Annotated in this window: 12 protein-coding genes; 2 read left to right on the forward strand and 10 right to left on the reverse strand. The window is 52.5% G+C overall.

Translation table 11 applies throughout. The annotated features are described in order from the left end of the window. Positions 1 to 269: 269 nt before the first annotated feature. The gene (locus B5M42_RS12835) at positions 270 to 425 is read left to right on the forward strand and encodes a hypothetical protein (protein ID WP_167689717.1); all 156 of its coding nucleotides are present in this window, start codon (positions 270 to 272) and stop codon (positions 423 to 425) included. Positions 426 to 476: 51 nt separating this feature from the next. Here the strand turns inward: B5M42_RS12835 and B5M42_RS12840 are convergent, their stop codons facing one another. From B5M42_RS12840 to B5M42_RS12885, 10 genes are all read right to left on the reverse strand, one after another. Then, a complete protein-coding gene (locus B5M42_RS12840; RefSeq protein ID WP_134751134.1) occupies positions 477 to 2,450 on the reverse strand; it encodes a hypothetical protein in 1,974 nt (657 codons plus the stop codon). Positions 2,451 to 2,461: 11 nt separating this feature from the next. Then, on the reverse strand, positions 2,462 to 3,274 hold the full coding sequence (locus B5M42_RS12845; RefSeq protein WP_134751132.1) for a PP2C family serine/threonine-protein phosphatase: 813 nt from the start codon (positions 3,272 to 3,274) through the stop codon (positions 2,462 to 2,464). Further along, positions 3,271 to 3,945 (reverse strand): vWA domain-containing protein, encoded by a 675-nt coding sequence (locus B5M42_RS12850; protein WP_134751130.1) that lies wholly within the window; start codon positions 3,943 to 3,945, stop codon positions 3,271 to 3,273. Before B5M42_RS12850 ends, B5M42_RS12845 begins: the two co-directional genes overlap by 4 nt. A 278-nt stretch (positions 3,946 to 4,223) precedes the next feature. Beyond that, on the reverse strand, positions 4,224 to 4,661 hold the full coding sequence (locus B5M42_RS12855; RefSeq protein ID WP_134751128.1) for a 6-pyruvoyl trahydropterin synthase family protein: 438 nt from the start codon (positions 4,659 to 4,661) through the stop codon (positions 4,224 to 4,226). After that, positions 4,658 to 5,326, reverse strand: a complete 669-nt coding sequence (gene queC, locus B5M42_RS12860; RefSeq protein ID WP_407946122.1) for a 7-cyano-7-deazaguanine synthase QueC — start codon at positions 5,324 to 5,326, stop codon at positions 4,658 to 4,660. Before queC ends, B5M42_RS12855 begins: the two co-directional genes overlap by 4 nt. Before the next feature lie 207 nt (positions 5,327 to 5,533). Beyond that, entirely contained in the window at positions 5,534 to 6,595 is a 1,062-nt protein-coding gene (locus tag B5M42_RS12865; RefSeq protein ID WP_134751124.1) for an S-layer homology domain-containing protein, read from the reverse strand. 35 nt (positions 6,596 to 6,630) lie between these two features. Then, positions 6,631 to 11,880 (reverse strand): glycine rich domain-containing protein, encoded by a 5,250-nt coding sequence (locus B5M42_RS25530; protein WP_167689715.1) that lies wholly within the window; start codon positions 11,878 to 11,880, stop codon positions 6,631 to 6,633. A 785-nt stretch (positions 11,881 to 12,665) separates the two neighbouring features. After that, complete coding sequence (locus B5M42_RS12875) at positions 12,666 to 13,808, reverse strand: copper amine oxidase N-terminal domain-containing protein (protein WP_134751120.1); 1,143 nt, start codon at positions 13,806 to 13,808, stop codon at positions 12,666 to 12,668. 93 nt (positions 13,809 to 13,901) lie between these two features. Then, on the reverse strand, positions 13,902 to 15,041 hold the full coding sequence (locus tag B5M42_RS12880; protein WP_167689712.1) for a copper amine oxidase N-terminal domain-containing protein: 1,140 nt from the start codon (positions 15,039 to 15,041) through the stop codon (positions 13,902 to 13,904). A 44-nt stretch (positions 15,042 to 15,085) separates the two neighbouring features. Continuing rightward, complete coding sequence (locus tag B5M42_RS12885) at positions 15,086 to 15,427, reverse strand: hypothetical protein (RefSeq protein WP_134751118.1); 342 nt, start codon at positions 15,425 to 15,427, stop codon at positions 15,086 to 15,088. Between the two features lie 523 nt (positions 15,428 to 15,950). Between B5M42_RS12885 and B5M42_RS12890 the strand changes: the two genes are divergently transcribed. Further along, positions 15,951 to 16,145 (forward strand): hypothetical protein, encoded by a 195-nt coding sequence (locus tag B5M42_RS12890; protein ID WP_134751116.1) that lies wholly within the window; start codon positions 15,951 to 15,953, stop codon positions 16,143 to 16,145. Positions 16,146 to 16,697: the final 552 nt, after the last annotated feature.

Genomic DNA, 16,697 nt, shown 5'->3' on the forward strand with positions numbered 1-16,697 from the left:
GCACAGCGGCGTCAATCGAAATTTCTTGCGTGGGATATAGAAAAAAGCCATTGCGGTAGCGCTTTCAAAATTACAGACGCTGCCCGCGCTGATCAACACATATTACGCCCCCACCCTCTTTCCCACTTTCTGCGATGTTCAACCCGAGCCTGCAAAAAAGAGATCAACCTGCTAATAATATGCAATTGTTCTACAGCTTGTATATCGGTTCCTGCTTTTTTCATGCCAAAAAAACCCCGTATGCCGGGGCCGTCTGAAGTTGTGAAGGGATGCAGGCTGATTTGCATGCCGGGCAGGCATACAGCGAAGCTTCGCCGGATGTGCGCGATGAACGCGCACCGCGACTGCTTGGCTCGGTATCGGCGCCGCGACCGGCGTATGGCAGACTGTGCTGCCATCGGCTGCACACGGCGAAATACGGCTGAGCTCGCGCAGCGGCGATGCGCTCCGGCGGGCCCAACTGCCCGCGCATAGCGCTATAACGCCTTCAAGTCGGCTTCAACCTGAGCCAGCGTGCGAATGCAGTCGTCGGCTTCCAGCCGCAGCGCGCCGCGGGCGTCCCGCACCTGCTGCGCCAGCCGGCGCAGCACGCCCGGACCGTCGGCAAGCTCCTGCTCCAGCTGTCTCAGCCGAGCGGCCAGCTCGCGCTCCAGCGCCGCCAATTCGGCAGGCGGTACGCTTTGCGCAGCAGGGGCGCGGAAGCCCGCTTCGAGCGACTGACGCCAGGCGAGCAGCTTTTTCGTCGACGAGGGGCCAAAGCCCGGCACTTGGCGCAACGCGCTCTCCATCACGTCAGCGGCCGTTTCGATGCCGTAGGAGGCGAGCGTCGCTTTGCGGCTTTGGCCGATGCCGTCGATTTTGGCGTCTTCAATGCGGATCGGCTGCAAGTACATCAGAAGCTGGCGCTGTTGCTGCTGCTGTTCAAGCTCGCGAATCCGGTCGCGGCGGAAGCCGGCAAAGCGCTGATGCTCCTCGCGGCAGGCCTCCAGCTGCTTGAGCTTGTTGGCGAACGGCTCGGCGCCGCCATCCTTCGACCAGCGCTGGCGTAGCGTCTCCCATTTGGCGCGGGCCTGCCTGCGCGTCTTGAGCAAGGCAAGCTTGAGCCGGAAATGGAAGTAATAATAGACGCCGCAAGCCGCAATCAGCGTGACCAAACCGATCGGCAGCCAGCCGGCGGGAAAAAGCGTGACCGCGCCAATGCCAAGCAGCGCCGGGAGCAGCGCCAGCAGCTTCAAGTACCGCGTCCGCTTGAGCTGGCCGAACACCTGCGCGGACGGCGGCAGCACCAGGTACCCGGCAGCCGGCAGCTCGGGGGCGGTTCCTGGCGCGGGAATCGCCAGCACCTGCGCCCAGACCGCGGCCAGGTTGAAGCTGGATGCTTGCGCGGACGGCGCTGCCGCCGAAGCTGGCGCAGGTGCGGCTGCAGGCGCAGACGGGAACAGCACGAGCCGGAATTTGCGCTCGAGCTCGCACCACGGGCACGCCTGCAGATGATCGGCAAAGCGGTGCCCCTCCTTCTGCGGGCAGCGGCTCAAGCGGCCGGCCAGCGCATCGAGCGCCTGCACCCATTCGCGGGCCTGCGGACGCTGCCCTTTCGCTGCGCTCTGCCGCGAGAAGGCACGCTCGAACAAAGCGGCCACGGACGCAGGCACCGTCGACAGCGGCAACGTGGCGGGCGGCGGCTGCATCTGCAGCGAAGCGGCGGCGCTGCCGTAGACAAAGCGGCATTCCTTAATCGCCCGCTCGATCGGCATGTCGCCGCTGCCGGCGAACCGTCCCGAGAACGGGTGCCGTCCCATGAACAGCAGCAGGAAAATGAACACCGCCAAGCCAAAATTATCGTGATTTTCTGTGCGTATCACGTCGCGGAACGAGCGGATTTCCTGCAGCTCCGGCGGCTGATACATCGGCACGCCCACCTCGCAGCGGAATTGGCTGCGCTTGGCGGCAATCTGGAAGCTGTCGCAATCGACCAGCATCACTGTCGCTTGCGAGCTAACATAGAAATTGCCGTGATTGACGTCGCCGATCCGGTGTCCGCTTTCGTGTACGGCTGCAAATGCGCGCGCCAAATTCGCCGCCGTATGCACCAAAAACGGATATGAGGCGGCGGGAAATTCGCGCAGGCGCGTTTTGGGGCCGTACAGCTTGTGGATTTCCTTGCCGACGAGCCGCGGCATCAGGAATCCGACGATATCGCGCGTGACCGGGTGCCGCAGCTCCTCCAGCGGCCAAGTCGCAAAGCGCAGCAACGCCTCGGTGCGCAGGCCGACCATCGTCGCGATCTTTTTTTGCTTGAGCGGGTCCGGGGTTTGGTGGTAGATCTTCGCCACCGTGCGGCCGCCTCCAGCCCCCACTTCATAAACGCTGCCTTCGCCGCCCCGTCCCAGCTCGCGCCCAAGCTGCACAAGCTTGCCCTTGCTGTCAATGACGCTGGTGATTGTCCGCATCGTCGGGGCGCTCATGACAAAGCCGTGCGAGCCGCAGGCCGGCGAGTGGCGACAATCAAGGTTTTATCGTCATCCGTCCGCTCGTTGACCTGCCGCGAATTCAGGAATGCTATCAGCGAACGCGTATATTTGTCCGAACAAGGCAGCTCCGTTTCCTCGCGCAGCGCCGCGAAAAACGGCCGGAAAAACGGGCTGTGCGCGCTCTGGCTTTGATAATGCAGCGCCAACCGCTGCAAGCCGTCGGAAAACAGCGCGACCTCGTCGCCCCCGCCTCCGGCACGCAAGCTGATCTGCAGCTTGTCCGCGGCCTTCGACTCTGTAATGAAATACGTCGTATTCTCATATTCGCCCTGCTGCGGCCAGAACTCCCAGCTGTAGGTGTCCGGTTCCTCCGTCGAGCCGACGACAATTGCCCCGTCGCCGATTTGCGCAAACGCGGCATGCTCCTCGCCAACGACAGCAGCCAGAAACGTACAAGCGTATTCGCGAACCGCGACGCCCGCAGCATCGGCCATCAGGCGCAGCGCCTCTTGGACCTGTCCGATCCATGCTCGGAAAAAGTCGTCCGACAGGCCCCCTATCTCGCCTTCCTCGCTCAAAAACGACCGGATCGCTTCCACAAACATCGCGCACACCAGCGCCGAGCCTGCTTCCGAGCAAGCCGCGCTGCCCGCTCCGTCCGAAGCAACAGCCACGAGCACGTCGCGCCCCGCTCCGTCGGTCAGCAGCGCACAGGCCGAATGGTCCTGACACGGCTTGCCGTCCCGCTCATGGGACGTCCCCTTGACCGAGCCATACGCATACCGCCAGCGTGGGGAAGTCATCCGATCGTCCCCCAGCCGTCCGGGGCCGCCGGATTTTGCAGCTGCACCTGATCGCCCGGATTCGACTGCGATACCGAGCGCAGCGAATTGGACAGCCACGAGAACAAATCACGGAACCGCAGACCCTTCAGCTTCAACGGATCGCGCGTCGCCAGCGATTTGAGCACGCCCATATCCGCCCCCTCCACCCCGACAGCAAAAAACATAAACGACTTCGTCTCTTCGCCTTGTCGCACCAGCGTCGCCGCCCGGCTCCAGCTGTCTGTCGGTGCGCCGTCGGTAATCAGGAAAATCCACGGCCGATAGTACGACACGCCGTTGTTTTTGTACATTTCCTTGCGCGCCTTCAGCAAATCGACCGCGCGCTCCACCGCTTCGCCCATCGGCGTATTGCCGCTGGCTTGCAGCAGCGGAGGCACGAACATATCGGCCGTCTGAAATTCCGTCTGCACCTTCACCGGACCAAAGCTGACAATCGCCAGCTCCACACGCTTGAGCGCCATTGCATCGGACATCAGCTCCTCCTTGAAGCTCGCCAAGCCGCTATTCAGCTCTTGAATCGGATTGCCATTCATCGAATACGACGTATCCAGCAGCAAAATGCACGGACAACGCGGCTCCGGATTTTCTGCAAATTCGGCAGCAAAAGGAATCTGATCAAAATTCGACATGCGCGTAACCACCTCTATTTATTTGGTAAAATCGTATGCTCACCTTAACCGGCTATTGGCCGAAACTGGAAAATAACCTTTATCGTATTCGCGGTTCATCCCGCAAAATCCTGCACGCCCGCCGGCACGCCTGCCCGATCGAACGTCGCATCAACGCTTAGGGCTTCCTTTAAAAAACAAGCGCCTGTCGGACCGCCGCCCGGCAAGCGCTGCTTTTTTCCTCTTCGCTATCATCCCTATAAGCAAACCGCTGGACTCAAGCCGAGCAGGCCAACAGCTTACTCCTTTGCCGCTTTGGGCCGGTACACCACATAACTCGTAGGCGTCTCCCGTAAAAAGACCTGCACGCAGGTCGGTCGATTCGGCTGCGTATCAAGCTGCTTCTGGACGATTTCGGCAATCGTCCGCGCAACGACCTCTGTCGTCGGAAAGCGATTCGGGTCGCTGCTGTCAAAGCTCTCATTATCGTCGTTAAGCAGCGTGTGATCGAACCGATCGTGAACCAGCTTTTTGATCAACGAAAAGTTAACCAGAAACCCGCATTCATCCAACTCGTCGCCCGCTACCGTAATATTGGCAAAATACGTGTGCCCGTGCACCCGCTGGCATTTACCCGCAGCCTCGCTTGGCACATAGTGCGCCGCCGCAAATTGCAAATCCTTATTCAGCTCATAGCTGTAAGCATGTGAAACGGACGGATAGATTTGCTGAATCATGCTTCCACAACCCCTTTTCGGCTCAAATATTGGTGCAAACCGTTAGCGCGCAGCCGGCAAGCCGGACATTCGCCGCAGCCATCGGCCATGATGCCGTTATAACAAGTCAACGTACGGGTCCGAACGTATTCAAAAGCCCCCAACTGGTCGGCCAGCTCCCAGGTTTGCGATTTATCCAGCCACATGAGCGGCGTATCGATCACGAACTGATAATCCATCGCCAAATTGAGCGTAACGTTCAACGATTTGATAAACACATCTCGGCAATCCGGATAGCCGCTGAAATCCGTCTCGCACACCCCGGTGACCACATGCTTCGCTCCCACTTGCTTGGCCAGAACAGCCGCAAACGACAAAAACAATAAATTACGGCCATCGACGAACGTCGTGGGCAGCTTGCCCTCTTCAGCTTCAATGGCGATATCGTCGCGCGTCAGCGCATTGGGCGCAAGCTGATTCAATAGGGACATGTCCAGCACATGATGCTTGACGCCCAGATCGCGGGCAATATCGGCGGCGCATTCCAGCTCCAGCTTATGCCGCTGCCCGTAGTTAAACGTCACTGCCTCTACTTCATCGAACTGCTGCTGGGCCCAAAATAAACAGGTCGTACTATCCTGGCCGCCGCTGAACACGACTACCGCTTTTCTCTTCATCGTTTCCATCTCCATCTCGAAATTCCCGGCATTCACGCTAACACCGTGCAAAACGCTACATTACGAATATATCATTAATAGCGTGACGAAACAAAGCCCGAGATCGCTAGTGGGCAAAATACAGCAAGGATGCCGGCAGCACGCCAAGCATCCTTGCAGCTCTAAGCGCAGCCTCGCTGGCCGCGTATCACCCGCAGTACGAAATAAACCTCACCGTCATGTAGCCGACCGCCACGATACCCGAAACAAATAGTCGCCTTTCAGGGGCGTAATCGTGTAGGGGCCGTCCTGCAGCGTTTCGCTCGGCGCCCCGGCCTTCAAGCGTTCCACCGTCGCCGCTGACAAAGGTCCGCGCAGGCCTTCGATCAGCTCCGCATACGTGCCGTCATCGTCGTTATCTGGCGCAATGACGTTGAAATAATCCCCCCCGACGCTGATGCCGCCGATCAAACGGCTGATCGGGATTTCGAATTGATGACGAATCCTCAGGCTGCTTACCGAATCGCCAGCCGCATCAATCAGCCGCTTGACGGTAACGATAGCCTGCTCGCGGGTGTAATGATCCGACGGCCGGAAGCCCTGATCCGTTCCGGAGAAAATAGACGCATTGCCGCATATATTAACGCTGTCCAGCGCCCACCCGGCAATCGACAGCCGGTCGACAAAGCCATAATCGGCCGTCGACAAGCCGGGTTGCGAAATCGCGCCCAGCATATTCGCCATCATCACGGCTGCCTGCTCGCGCGTAATCGCTTGATCCGGCTGAAACTCGGAATCCGTCACCCCATTCACGATCCCAAGCGCATAAGCCGTATTGATGTAAGGTGTATCAGCGTCGGTGAATCGATTGTCTCGCGGTAAAATAAACCAGTAGTTATCGCCCTTTATCTTGCGCACGAAATAGTTGATCGTGTTGTACACCAGCCGGGCGTATTGCTCCCGCGTGATATTCGTGCGGTAGTCGCCTTCCAGCACCTCGGGCACCAGTCCCTTGCCGATCATCCAGGCAACATCCTGCCGGGCCCATGATGATACGGTCGTATCCATTGCAGCCTCCGGCCGTGGGCGCAGCGCCTCCTGAGGGGTGAGGCCGATATCGGGCGGAGCTTGCGGCGTGATGACGCCGTTGGCGTCCACCGTCTCCCCCTTGTTGAGCGCAACGGACGGTGCCGAAGCGGCGACGGCTGGCACCGTCGGCAGGAATGCCGGAAGCTCAGAGCCAACAACTCCAAGCAGGCCGGCGGCCAACGCCGCTGCTGCGATTTTTCTTTTGTTCATCCTACATTCGTCTCCTTCATAAGCGAGTCGGCAATTTAGTGAGTCCCCGACACACTCAAATCGTCGGCTGAAGAGCGATTGGCTGACGATACGGCAATGACAGGATACGGTACACTCTCCAGCGACCAATCGGTTCCGGCAATGTGAACGCGGCCATTAGGCATCTTGTATTGCAATACGTAGGTATCCCCCACGGCTTTGATGTCAACAGCCATCAGCAGCACGTAATTGCTTTTGTCCAGCTTGTCAAAATTCTCCTGTGTCGGTTTGGCGTCCTTGGGCAATGCCTTGGCCGATGACGGCAGTCCGAGATGATAATGCCATCTTTGAGCCTGCTGCGCGTAACGAAGTGACGGAATCGTATTGCCGGGATTTCTATTGACACCATAAGTGCTCGTTTGTCCGATGTAAGTACGGTTTTTGCCCGTCAAATTCATAATCTGGCTCGTCCCGTAGACATAGTAGCTACCGCTTGGTCCCGCCGCCTTGCCGTCAACCGTATTGGCTCCCGCACCGTCGGCGTAATTCATCACTGCCTCCGTATTGATCTGCTCATCCACCGAATAATTGCGGCGAGCAGCCTCCGCGTCCCAATTCATGCTGACCACATTGGCATAAATCTTTGTCGGGTCCCAGCCTGGAACGGCTGCGCCAAATTTATTGATCGGCTTGTACACGCCTCCGACATTCATATAAATATCGACGGGCTGTATATCCCCGTTGGACAAATTCAAGGCGTAATAATATGGAATGATTTGCATGCTGCTGTAGTAATTGCCTGTCGTCTGAATATCGGTCAAGACATTGTAGCCGATGCGTAGCGGCTGATTTTGCAGCGCAGCGATGTTATTTTTCTCCGGAGACAACGGCCAGGAGACGGGGTCTTTGCGCATATGCGACAGCAAGCCCCATGTATCCAAACGATTGGCGTTGCTGGAAGCGACATTGCCGTAAATATCTTCAGTTGCGCCCATGATGTTTTTTTGCCTACTGGGATCGACCTTGCGCACGACCTGAGGAATCAACCATTCCACGGGATTCGCATCTTCTTTAAATAAATTGGAAAACCGAAAATCTCCAGTATCCTCAATTACGGCATTGCCGATACGTCCGACTACGTCCACATTAAATTGCTTGAACGCGCTATGCCGCGCCGCCAAATTATCATAGCGAACCCGGTTCGTCGGCGCGTCATTGTCTTCATAAGGCGCATTAATCGCAATGCTTTTCCACTGCACCAGCGCACTGACGCGTTCCTTGTTCTCCAGCGGCACGTAAAAATCATAATTGTAATCGCCTTTATCTGTCTTCAAAGGCAATTCAATCCACGTATCCGCTTTATACATGATCTTGTTATAAATGACATCGAATTGAAATTTGACATATTTCGTCTTGGTCCACTTCGTCGTATCCATATGGTCCGTAAACCCTTTGCCGCGAATCGAGGTCGTGGCTGAAATACCGCTCGCTCCGCCTTGGTCAAAGTTGCCGACATTCGGGAAATACACCTGAAAACCGTAATCCAGCAAAATAAAATGGCCCGGCATATACCCGCCCGCTCCGTTATTCGAATTGATTTCCTTCTCTTTCTTGACATAAGCGTCGGCAGGAATCGCAGCCGAACCGCCAGCGGCGACAACTTGTACGGCAATGGTTGGCGTGCCTTTGGCCGGAATGACATGGGCCGGCGCCGTTATCAAAACTTTGCCGTTGCCTGTGTTGCCACCGGCCGTCGTCACGCCGCCGGTTACGCCGCCGATGTAGCTGGAGCCGCCGCCGCCGGCATTGCCGCCGCCGCTTTCGCTGCCGCCTGCCCCGCCGCCAAAGTAGCCACCGCCTCCGCCGCCGGCACCGTACCCGCCAGTAACTTCACCGCCGTAACCTAAAGTCCCCGGTTTGGCCGAGCCGCCGCCGGAAGCTCCTCCTTCGGTTTGACCGCCCCCCTTACCGGGCGTCAAGTAACTGGTGCCCGAGCCGTCGCCGCCTGTCGTACCGCCGCCCACGCCGCCGACATCATTCGAACAACCGTTGCCGCCTCCGCCGCCGGCCACAATCACCCGATCCTTCAGCTCCGTACCGCCTACGCGAATATCGGTAGCACCGCCGCCGCCGGCGCTGTCGGTGCCGCTGTTATAGCCGCTGCCGCCGCCATTCCAGCCTCCCGTTGCGCCTGAACTACCCGCGCCGCCGACATAAATCCAGATCTTTTGATTTTTCGTCAGCACGATATTTCCCTTCGCGTAGCCGCCCGTATTGGCCGAGCTGGCGCTGTGCGCGGATTTGCCTCCTTGCGCGCCCCAAACCTCCAACGTGTACGTACCGTCAGCCTCAGCGGTAAACTCCTGCACATCGCCGGTATAATTGAATGTCTTGGAAACCGCCTCTGCCGTGGATGATGCAACGTAGTCGGGATTCGGCACCTGCTTGGTGACGTATACCGGATCGGTCGCGATAAATTCCTGGGCATCCATATTGCGCAGCCGCAAGCTATCGGCAAATACATACTCAGGCATGGCGGACGAAGAGTCGGGCATGCCCGCACCCTTGACAATATGAAGGCGCACGCGATTGACACTCGGGCCGCTTTTAAAGGAAATCGTCGTCGTCACCGGGGTTCCCGTACTTTTTACCGTCCCGTTCGTGATACCGCTTTGATACACCGAGCCATCTCCATTGTAAACATCGAGGTAAAAATAACCTTCACAACGGTGGCAGCTGATTTTGCCGTCAAACGTGTAATTCGTATTGGGCTTGATCGGCACATCCTTGTAATATACGCCGATGTAGTTCGTTCCCGTACCACCGGGATTGCTCGTCGTATGAATCTCAAACGTATGCGAGCCCGCTATCACCCAGGAATCGCCGGTTCTGCTCGTAAAGCTTACATTCGAACCCGGCGTCGCCGTCCAGGTTTGCCAACCAGCGACCGTACCGTCTTCGTTCAGCAGCTCTGCATCGCCGTTGGTGAGAATATTTTGCCTATAATCCGGATTAAGCTGCAGCTCATATTCCTTATCCGGCTTTTGTAAATTGCCGCCAATGCTTTGTGAAGCCGGTGTACGTTGATCCAGACTGCTTGGCAAGGATACAACCAGCGCATCCTCGACGGAAACAGGATCATGAATGACAATATCGTTCACCTTGGCGTGCGCGTTCGAATACGTGCTGATAAACGATTGTCCGACAGCCTGATAGAGCGGATCGATGCCCGTCGCATACGGCGTCGGCCAATTATTCGGATTGTAATGATACACATGCTGATAAAACACGGTCGAAGTGCCGGTCTTATACTCGCCGTTCACAATGTTCAAGGGCTGGAGCTTGTCTTTATTCAGCAAGCGAAAATACGGAGCAGGGTGATCCGGGCGATCCACATCGTCAGATGGGGTATCAAAAACCGTCGCCACCGTACCTTGGCTGCCTCCTGAATATTTCATCGTCGGCGTCGCATATTGGCCGTTGTAACCGCCGATATGAATCTGATGAACGTCCCATTTGGCCGCGCTCAACGGGTTATTCGTCCACATCGTAGCAAAATCCGAGGTCGGAACCGTCAAATTTTCCGTAGCTTTTGCGGTTTGCGACTTTTTCTCGAAATACATTACCGACTGGTCGCCCGTCGACGTTTGCAAAATCAGCACATCCGATATCGCCGTTGCCTGATTGGACAGATTACGCCGTTCGGTGAACTTCTTTTGCTCGTTGACCGGCCCGCTGTCCTTGCTGTTGGTCAAACAGTTATCGGAATTTCCCTCTTCCCATACCACGTTGTCGTATTGATACGGTTCCAGACTATAACGGAGCCTGCCGTCCTTACTTGTATTTTTAGCAGCAATATGAGCAAAATAGGTCGGGTCGCCTTGCTTAATCTCAGTCTGAATCTCATCCGTCCCGATAATTTTCGTCATGCCGTTGACTCTGGAGCTTTGCAGCTTCCACACCTCTGCTTTAACGATCCGCATATAATCGAAAGTGACCGTTGTATCCCACTCATCGGTGTAATCGCCGACGATATGGGAATCCAAGCCGGATTGATCCCAGCCGTATTCCGTACCGTAAATCGGAGTCGGGTGCTCTCCTGTCGTGTAGCCTTTAATATACGAGCGGCTTTTTGAAGTCACCGATTCTGTTTTGGGAACGCCGCAGGCGTCCGTTCGGGTGCGAGCCGTCGGCGCAGGGGGAGCGCTATCGCGCTGATAACCGCCAATAATCGGGTCCATCGCCCAGCCGTTGACCACCCCGGTAAAATGCGATTTATAATGACGATTCGCTGTCGTTTGGGGCATGTATTGCACCACCACATCGACCATAAACTCCGAGCCGCCAGACGAAAAATACAACTGCTCCGTTGTCGGCGTCCCCGCCATCGCTTCAAACGTTTCATCGGAGCCCGTACCCGCCATTTGCGGATAGCCTTGCTTGATTTCTGACCAATACTGTGGCTCCGACGTAAACGAACCGTATTCCGTTAAATCCGGCGGTCTGTAAAATGGCGGAGCATCCACCGAAACGCCCATCGGGCAGGATTTCGTTTCGACCGTGCCGTCCGAGGCCGTGGAGGTGATGTTCAGGGAAGCATTATAACGAAAACTGACCTTACCGCCCTCCGGAATCGGATAATTTTGCAGACTGTCGTTATACAACGGCACGACATTGCCTTTAAGCAAATCGAGCACCTTTTCCTTGGTATACGAATTGACCACTTCCGCTCCGCTGCCGACAGTAAAATCAGGCCCGGCCACCTTCGACCATACAGGCGCTGCCCCCGTATTATTCGGTCCCGTATCGGTTCGCCACAAAATCACCTTCACCTGAATGTTGCTTCTAGCCGACAGATAGGTGTCCCAATGCTGCACCGAAAGCGCCGACTCCTGCATATTCATTTGCAGCGGCACGATTTTGCCGATTTTACTGCCTGTCACCTTACCGCCAATACTGCTCATGTTGGGAATCGATACGGTTTGGCTGCATTTGCAATCCACCGTGTTGTATTTAGCAACGACGCGTTCTCCGCCGATGGCCATGCCGGGCTTGCGGGTAAAATCATTGCCGATTCCGTCTCGCACAAAATACGGACCGTCCCCTTTTTTCACCACCGTGCCATCAGCCTTCACCGCATCTCCGTTACAGGGAACATTGGTTTTATCGTCGATCGGCTGCTGATAGGAGCAGGACAATTCGAGTATTTTCCCGCTGTAGGTGACCGTGTTAGGCAGCACGACCTCTTTCGTATAGGGGCCAGTCGGCCAGAGCTTGTCAGCCTTGCCCGGGTTGTCGATCGTCACATCCGGCACCTGGGGAGCCAACGTCCAGTTGTTGGGTTCAAAGCGGGATTCGACTTTGAGGGGGTAGTTCAGACCTTCAAAATCGGCATCCCGATCATAATATTGTCGAAAATCTTCTGGTTTGGCCCAAGACTCTGCAAAACGAATGTCTTGTAGGGTTGTAAATCTTTTTCCTTCTTTTGAAGGATCACCGAGCACTTGAAAAACTGCACTAAAGAATAACGTAGTCCCCCGGACTACACTTTTAAAATTCTCATTTAAACCAAATTTATTAGCTAATTTATCTGCTTTCATGACAAATAAATTTTTTAATCTTTTAATCCCATCTTTGTCATAGTAGTAACAGTTTGTAACTTCTGTTGCACTACATTTAACTGTGTTTGCATCTCTTTCAGTAGTAAAATCAGAACCAATTTTCAACTCTATAAAACTTGGATCTTTGTTGCCATCTTCTTTTAGAGGCGTACATTGGACACTCGGTGAAGTATTCTTTGCATTTGAGTCAGAGCAAGTTACACCTCGCCTAACAATCCAAGATACCGTTGTATATCTGATGCTGGAGGTGGCTGCTTTACTATCTGTTTCTGTCAACAAATCATGAGTATCTTTATCGAAATACACTTTGTTTCCTCCATCGCTCCCTGGAGAAATGTTTCCTAGTGCTGCTTGTGTGTTTAAACTCGGTAAAAGCGTACAGAGTATTATTGAGATAGTTAATAAAACAAAACATTTATAACAAAGATTCGCCCTAATGACCTTCCACCTCCTTCTACACTAATTTTAGTTTATTTATTTTCTTCATATTTATAGCGTTCTTTTAAAAACATGTTCTCAGTATATCGCAATGCATAGTGTTCTTCTTGGTTATTTCCAAAATTAGTGGTCAAGGACACATCAGCATAACCATCGTACCAAACTCCTTTTTTCATCTCGAAAGAATCTGAAAAAACTGACGCATTCCAATTATCCATTACTGTTTGAGTAGTATCGTCTGCTTCAACAATCATGAACTTAAAATGAGTCCGAAAAATAGGACCACTTCTAGCATAGCGAACCAAAGAATTTTCTGGATCTGCATAGCCTCTTAAAATCACATGATTTTGTTTTAGCCACGCAATATAGTTTGGCATTTCCTGCCGAGCCTCTGAAGTTGCAAAACCATCCAACCCCATGTTCGTAACAATAGCTTCTGTAAAACTTTCAGTATCAATATTACGATAGTCCACATTCAGTTGTGCTTTGTAATATTCCCGCACATGATCAGCCCATTTATCGACATGCGCTTTATCAGCCCACGAGGAACCATATTTCGCAATAAATGATTTGTTGTTTAAATCCGCAGGCGCAGCCAGTTCATAAACAAACTCCGGCACGTCCGCAAGCTTATTCCATCGCTCGTCAGCCTCACCGCTCAGTTCACGGCCCCATGCATCTAACTTAACCGTTCCGTTATCAATCTTTGCCTGGTAAGCAGCGTCAGTGATCTGTACAGCATGCGCTCCCTCATCCCAAGTCACCTTCGATTCCAACGCCTCGCTCACAAAACGAAGAGGCACCATCGTCCGACCGTCCACCATCGCAGCTGCCGTATCAAGTTCAACCGAATGACCGTTTACCGTTGGCGCTTTGGAGCCAATTGTTAATGAAATGCTTTTACCTTGCGTTGCAATTGTGACCGTTCTCGTCGCAGCATTCCAGTCCACCTTACCGCCCAGCTTTTCACTGACAAAACGCACGGGAACCATTGTCCGGCCATTGCTGTCGACATACGGCTCCGTATCGGGAAACTTGACCTTATGACCGTTAACGATAACCGGGACCATGATTTGCCCTTCATTTTCCGTTGCCGCTTGCACCCCGTTGTATGCCAAGCTTCCGCTGGCCAGTAGTGCGACTGCCGCTGTTACGGTTGCGATTACTTTTTTCATTATCTTTTCCTCCAAGTATATTTTATTTGCTGCTTAAACCTTTGTTTCTCATCCAGTTTGATTAGTCAATGCAAACATCCTAGAGGATGTTAACTACTCCATCTCCTCGTATTTATACGTCCCTTTCTCAAACATGTTTTCGTTGGCAATTAAACCAAAGTGCTCTTCTTGATAATTAGCAAATCTGCTTCCCATATTCACACTCGCATAACCGTCATACCAAACATTCTTTTTTAATTTATATGAATCTGACCATTGTGATACTTGAGTATTATCCATAAAGGTTTGAGCGGGATCATCTGCTTGCAAGATCATAAATTTAAAATGAGTCAAGAATATGGGTCCTGTGGAACTCAAACGTACTAAAGAATTTTCAGGATCTGCATATCCTTTAGCGACGACGTGATTCGCTTTTACCCACGAGACATATTGATGTACTATCTCCGTCAACCTCGGTATGGAAGACTTACTAATTCCCATATTCGTTATAAGTGTTTCGCTAAATTTGTCCGCATCAATAGTCCTATAGTCCACATTCAATTGGGCTTGATAGTAGTTACGCACTTTGCTTGCCCAAAGATCGATGTGAGACTTGTCCGCCCAAGTTGAACCGAATTTATTCATAAATTCTTTATTTGAAAATGTGCTGTTAGTTTCCAACCCATAAACAAACTCCGGCAAGTCCGCAAGCTTATTCCACCGCTCGTCTTCCTCACCGCTCAGCTCACGGCCCCACGCATCCAACTTAACCGTTCCGTTATCAATCTTTGCCTGATAAGCAGCATCGGTAATCTGCACAGCATGCGCTCCCTCATCCCAAGTCACCTTCGATTCCAACGCCTCGCTCACAAAACGAAGAGGCACCATCGTCCGACCGTCCACCATTGCCGCTGCCGTATCGAGTTCGACTGAATTGCCGTTTACCGTTGGCGTTTTTGAGCCAATTGTTAATGAAATGTTTTTACCCTGCGTTGCGATTGTGACCGTTTTCGTCGTAGCATTCCAGTCTACCTTGCCGCCCAGCTTTTCACTTACAAAACGCACGGGAACCATTGTCCGGCCATTGCTGTCGACATACGGCTCCGTATCGGGAAACTTGACCTTATGACCGTTAACGATAACTGGGACCATGATTTGTCCTTCATTTTCCGTGGCTGCTTGCACCCCGTTAAACACCAAGCTTCCGCTTGCCAGCACGACTGCCGCGGCTATTGTTGCTATTACTTTTTTCATTATTTTCTCCTTTGTAATATTGCTACCGTACTCTCATGCCAGCTTCAATCAACAGCGAGACTCAAAATATAGTCTATTCTGGATTTTGTAGAATCGCTTGTTTCTCTGACTTTATATTCGTTTTGTTCAAGCATCTGCTTGCAGCAATAAATATCCTGCAGCAATTTCTGGATATCATCAGCAGCTGTATTTTGATCAAATTCAGTGTTCTGCATATAGCTGTCTGATCTAGAATATATAAAATCTGCGATTTCTTTCTGCTTTAAACTCTCTATGGCGATAGAAACAAAATATAGGGTTTGGCTAAACAAGCTATGATTTACTACTTTCCAGTCTTCTTCCAAGGTTTTGGCTGAAACCTGTGCTACATTTAAACCATCCTCCATGTACTGCACGAAATCCTGCATAATAGATGTCTTTATTGAACTATAACTCGTCATGTTATCATCCCCATTATTTACCCCCCACAATATACGATTAAGTCTTACGCAAGTCTTCCACTCGCCCCTTAAATTATATACGACAATCCTGTCGCAAATTCACCTTCATCAAACGCCGACCCCAAACTTTACGCCCAGAACATCCGCCATGCCCTTTCCAATATTTTACCTAAATTCTACACCGCTCATCAAGTCCTTGAAGAAAATAAAATCATTCACCAAAATTTCCAGCCCCGCTCCGTTCAAAAAGAACCCGGCCGATCGGCCCAGATCTCTTCCGCCGCGCAGCGCCCACACGAGGCCGTATACGCACGCTATCGTAACAAGCTGTTCTACACAGCAGACGTCGGCGTCGTCTCCGAGCGGTTTAGAAAAAGATATCGTGATCACGGACGACAGCAATAAACTTCAGTAAACTTAATCGTACAAAAAATGATATAATACCAAAAAAACAAAGCAGGTAAACCATATGCTAGCCGAGATCACAAGCATCGTAAACGATGTCCAAGCATTTACCCGAATTTGGGTGAATATCGATTTGAAAAAGCTTGATTTTACAATTATTGAAATCCCAGCTCCAGGAATGCCTCGTAGAGACGGGGTTGAAGCCATAACGATCATCACTTGTCCGTCAATTTTGATTCACCCGCAGAAACTTTTGTAACTTTACTTAAAAAATTCATTTATCACAATGAACAATGGAACGATGATCAGTACAATGACTCGTTGGAGTCCTGGCTCCACCCTCTTCAGCGAATTTGGCTACCCACCTATGTCAAAGTGGATACATTGGAATCATTACCTTCCGCAGCTTTTATTGATGCTTTACATCAAAATCTGGCCCGATTGCATTCCCAGCAAACACTTCAATACTCTAACTTGGCAATACCAGCGTTGTAGGATTTAATAAAGATTTGCTTTGTCAAGATGCTTTTGGTATAACCGATCAAATCTGCTTTATGTATTCATGGTGGATAGGGTATTTAATGAGAATCCTCTTGGCTTGGGATGGGCTTTTATAAAAATAAACACAAAAAAAGGAACCCAGCCAACGGGGCGTGGGTTCGGGGATTTTGGTGAATTTTTAGAGATTAAGCGATAAAGAAAACTAAAGTGTAAAGCCTTGTATATCAAGAGTTTGAGAGGTTTTATGAAAATGAAGGAATTTTATTTCAATACAACGCAGAAAGTCGAATCTCTCGTTCCCTACCAGAAA

Origin of the sequence: Paenibacillus athensensis, from assembly GCF_004514475.2 — a bacterium.
In the GTDB taxonomy this organism is placed as follows: domain Bacteria; phylum Bacillota; class Bacilli; order Paenibacillales; family NBRC-103111; genus Paenibacillus_AL; species Paenibacillus_AL athensensis.

Excerpts from the sequence above, each read along its gene's own strand:
- B5M42_RS12855 (WP_134751128.1), bottom strand. The coding sequence starts at position 4,661 with ATGATTCAGCAAATCTATCCGTCCGTTTCACATGCTTACAGCTATGAG.
- B5M42_RS12885 (WP_134751118.1), bottom strand. The coding sequence starts at position 15,427 with ATGGAGGATGGTTTAAATGTAGCACAGGTTTCAGCCAAAACCTTGGAA.
- queC (WP_407946122.1), bottom strand. The coding sequence starts at position 5,326 with ATGGAAACGATGAAGAGAAAAGCGGTAGTCGTGTTCAGCGGCGGCCAG.
- B5M42_RS12875 (WP_134751120.1), bottom strand. The coding sequence starts at position 13,808 with ATGAAAAAAGTAATCGCAACCGTAACAGCGGCAGTCGCACTACTGGCC.
- B5M42_RS12840 (WP_134751134.1), bottom strand. The coding sequence starts at position 2,450 with ATGCGGACAATCACCAGCGTCATTGACAGCAAGGGCAAGCTTGTGCAG.
- B5M42_RS12850 (WP_134751130.1), bottom strand. The coding sequence starts at position 3,945 with ATGTCGAATTTTGATCAGATTCCTTTTGCTGCCGAATTTGCAGAAAAT.
- B5M42_RS12835 (WP_167689717.1), top strand. The coding sequence starts at position 270 with ATGCAGGCTGATTTGCATGCCGGGCAGGCATACAGCGAAGCTTCGCCG.
- B5M42_RS12845 (WP_134751132.1), bottom strand. The coding sequence starts at position 3,274 with ATGACTTCCCCACGCTGGCGGTATGCGTATGGCTCGGTCAAGGGGACG.
- B5M42_RS12865 (WP_134751124.1), bottom strand. The coding sequence starts at position 6,595 with ATGAACAAAAGAAAAATCGCAGCAGCGGCGTTGGCCGCCGGCCTGCTT.
- B5M42_RS12890 (WP_134751116.1), top strand. The coding sequence starts at position 15,951 with ATGCTAGCCGAGATCACAAGCATCGTAAACGATGTCCAAGCATTTACC.
- B5M42_RS12880 (WP_167689712.1), bottom strand. The coding sequence starts at position 15,041 with ATGAAAAAAGTAATAGCAACAATAGCCGCGGCAGTCGTGCTGGCAAGC.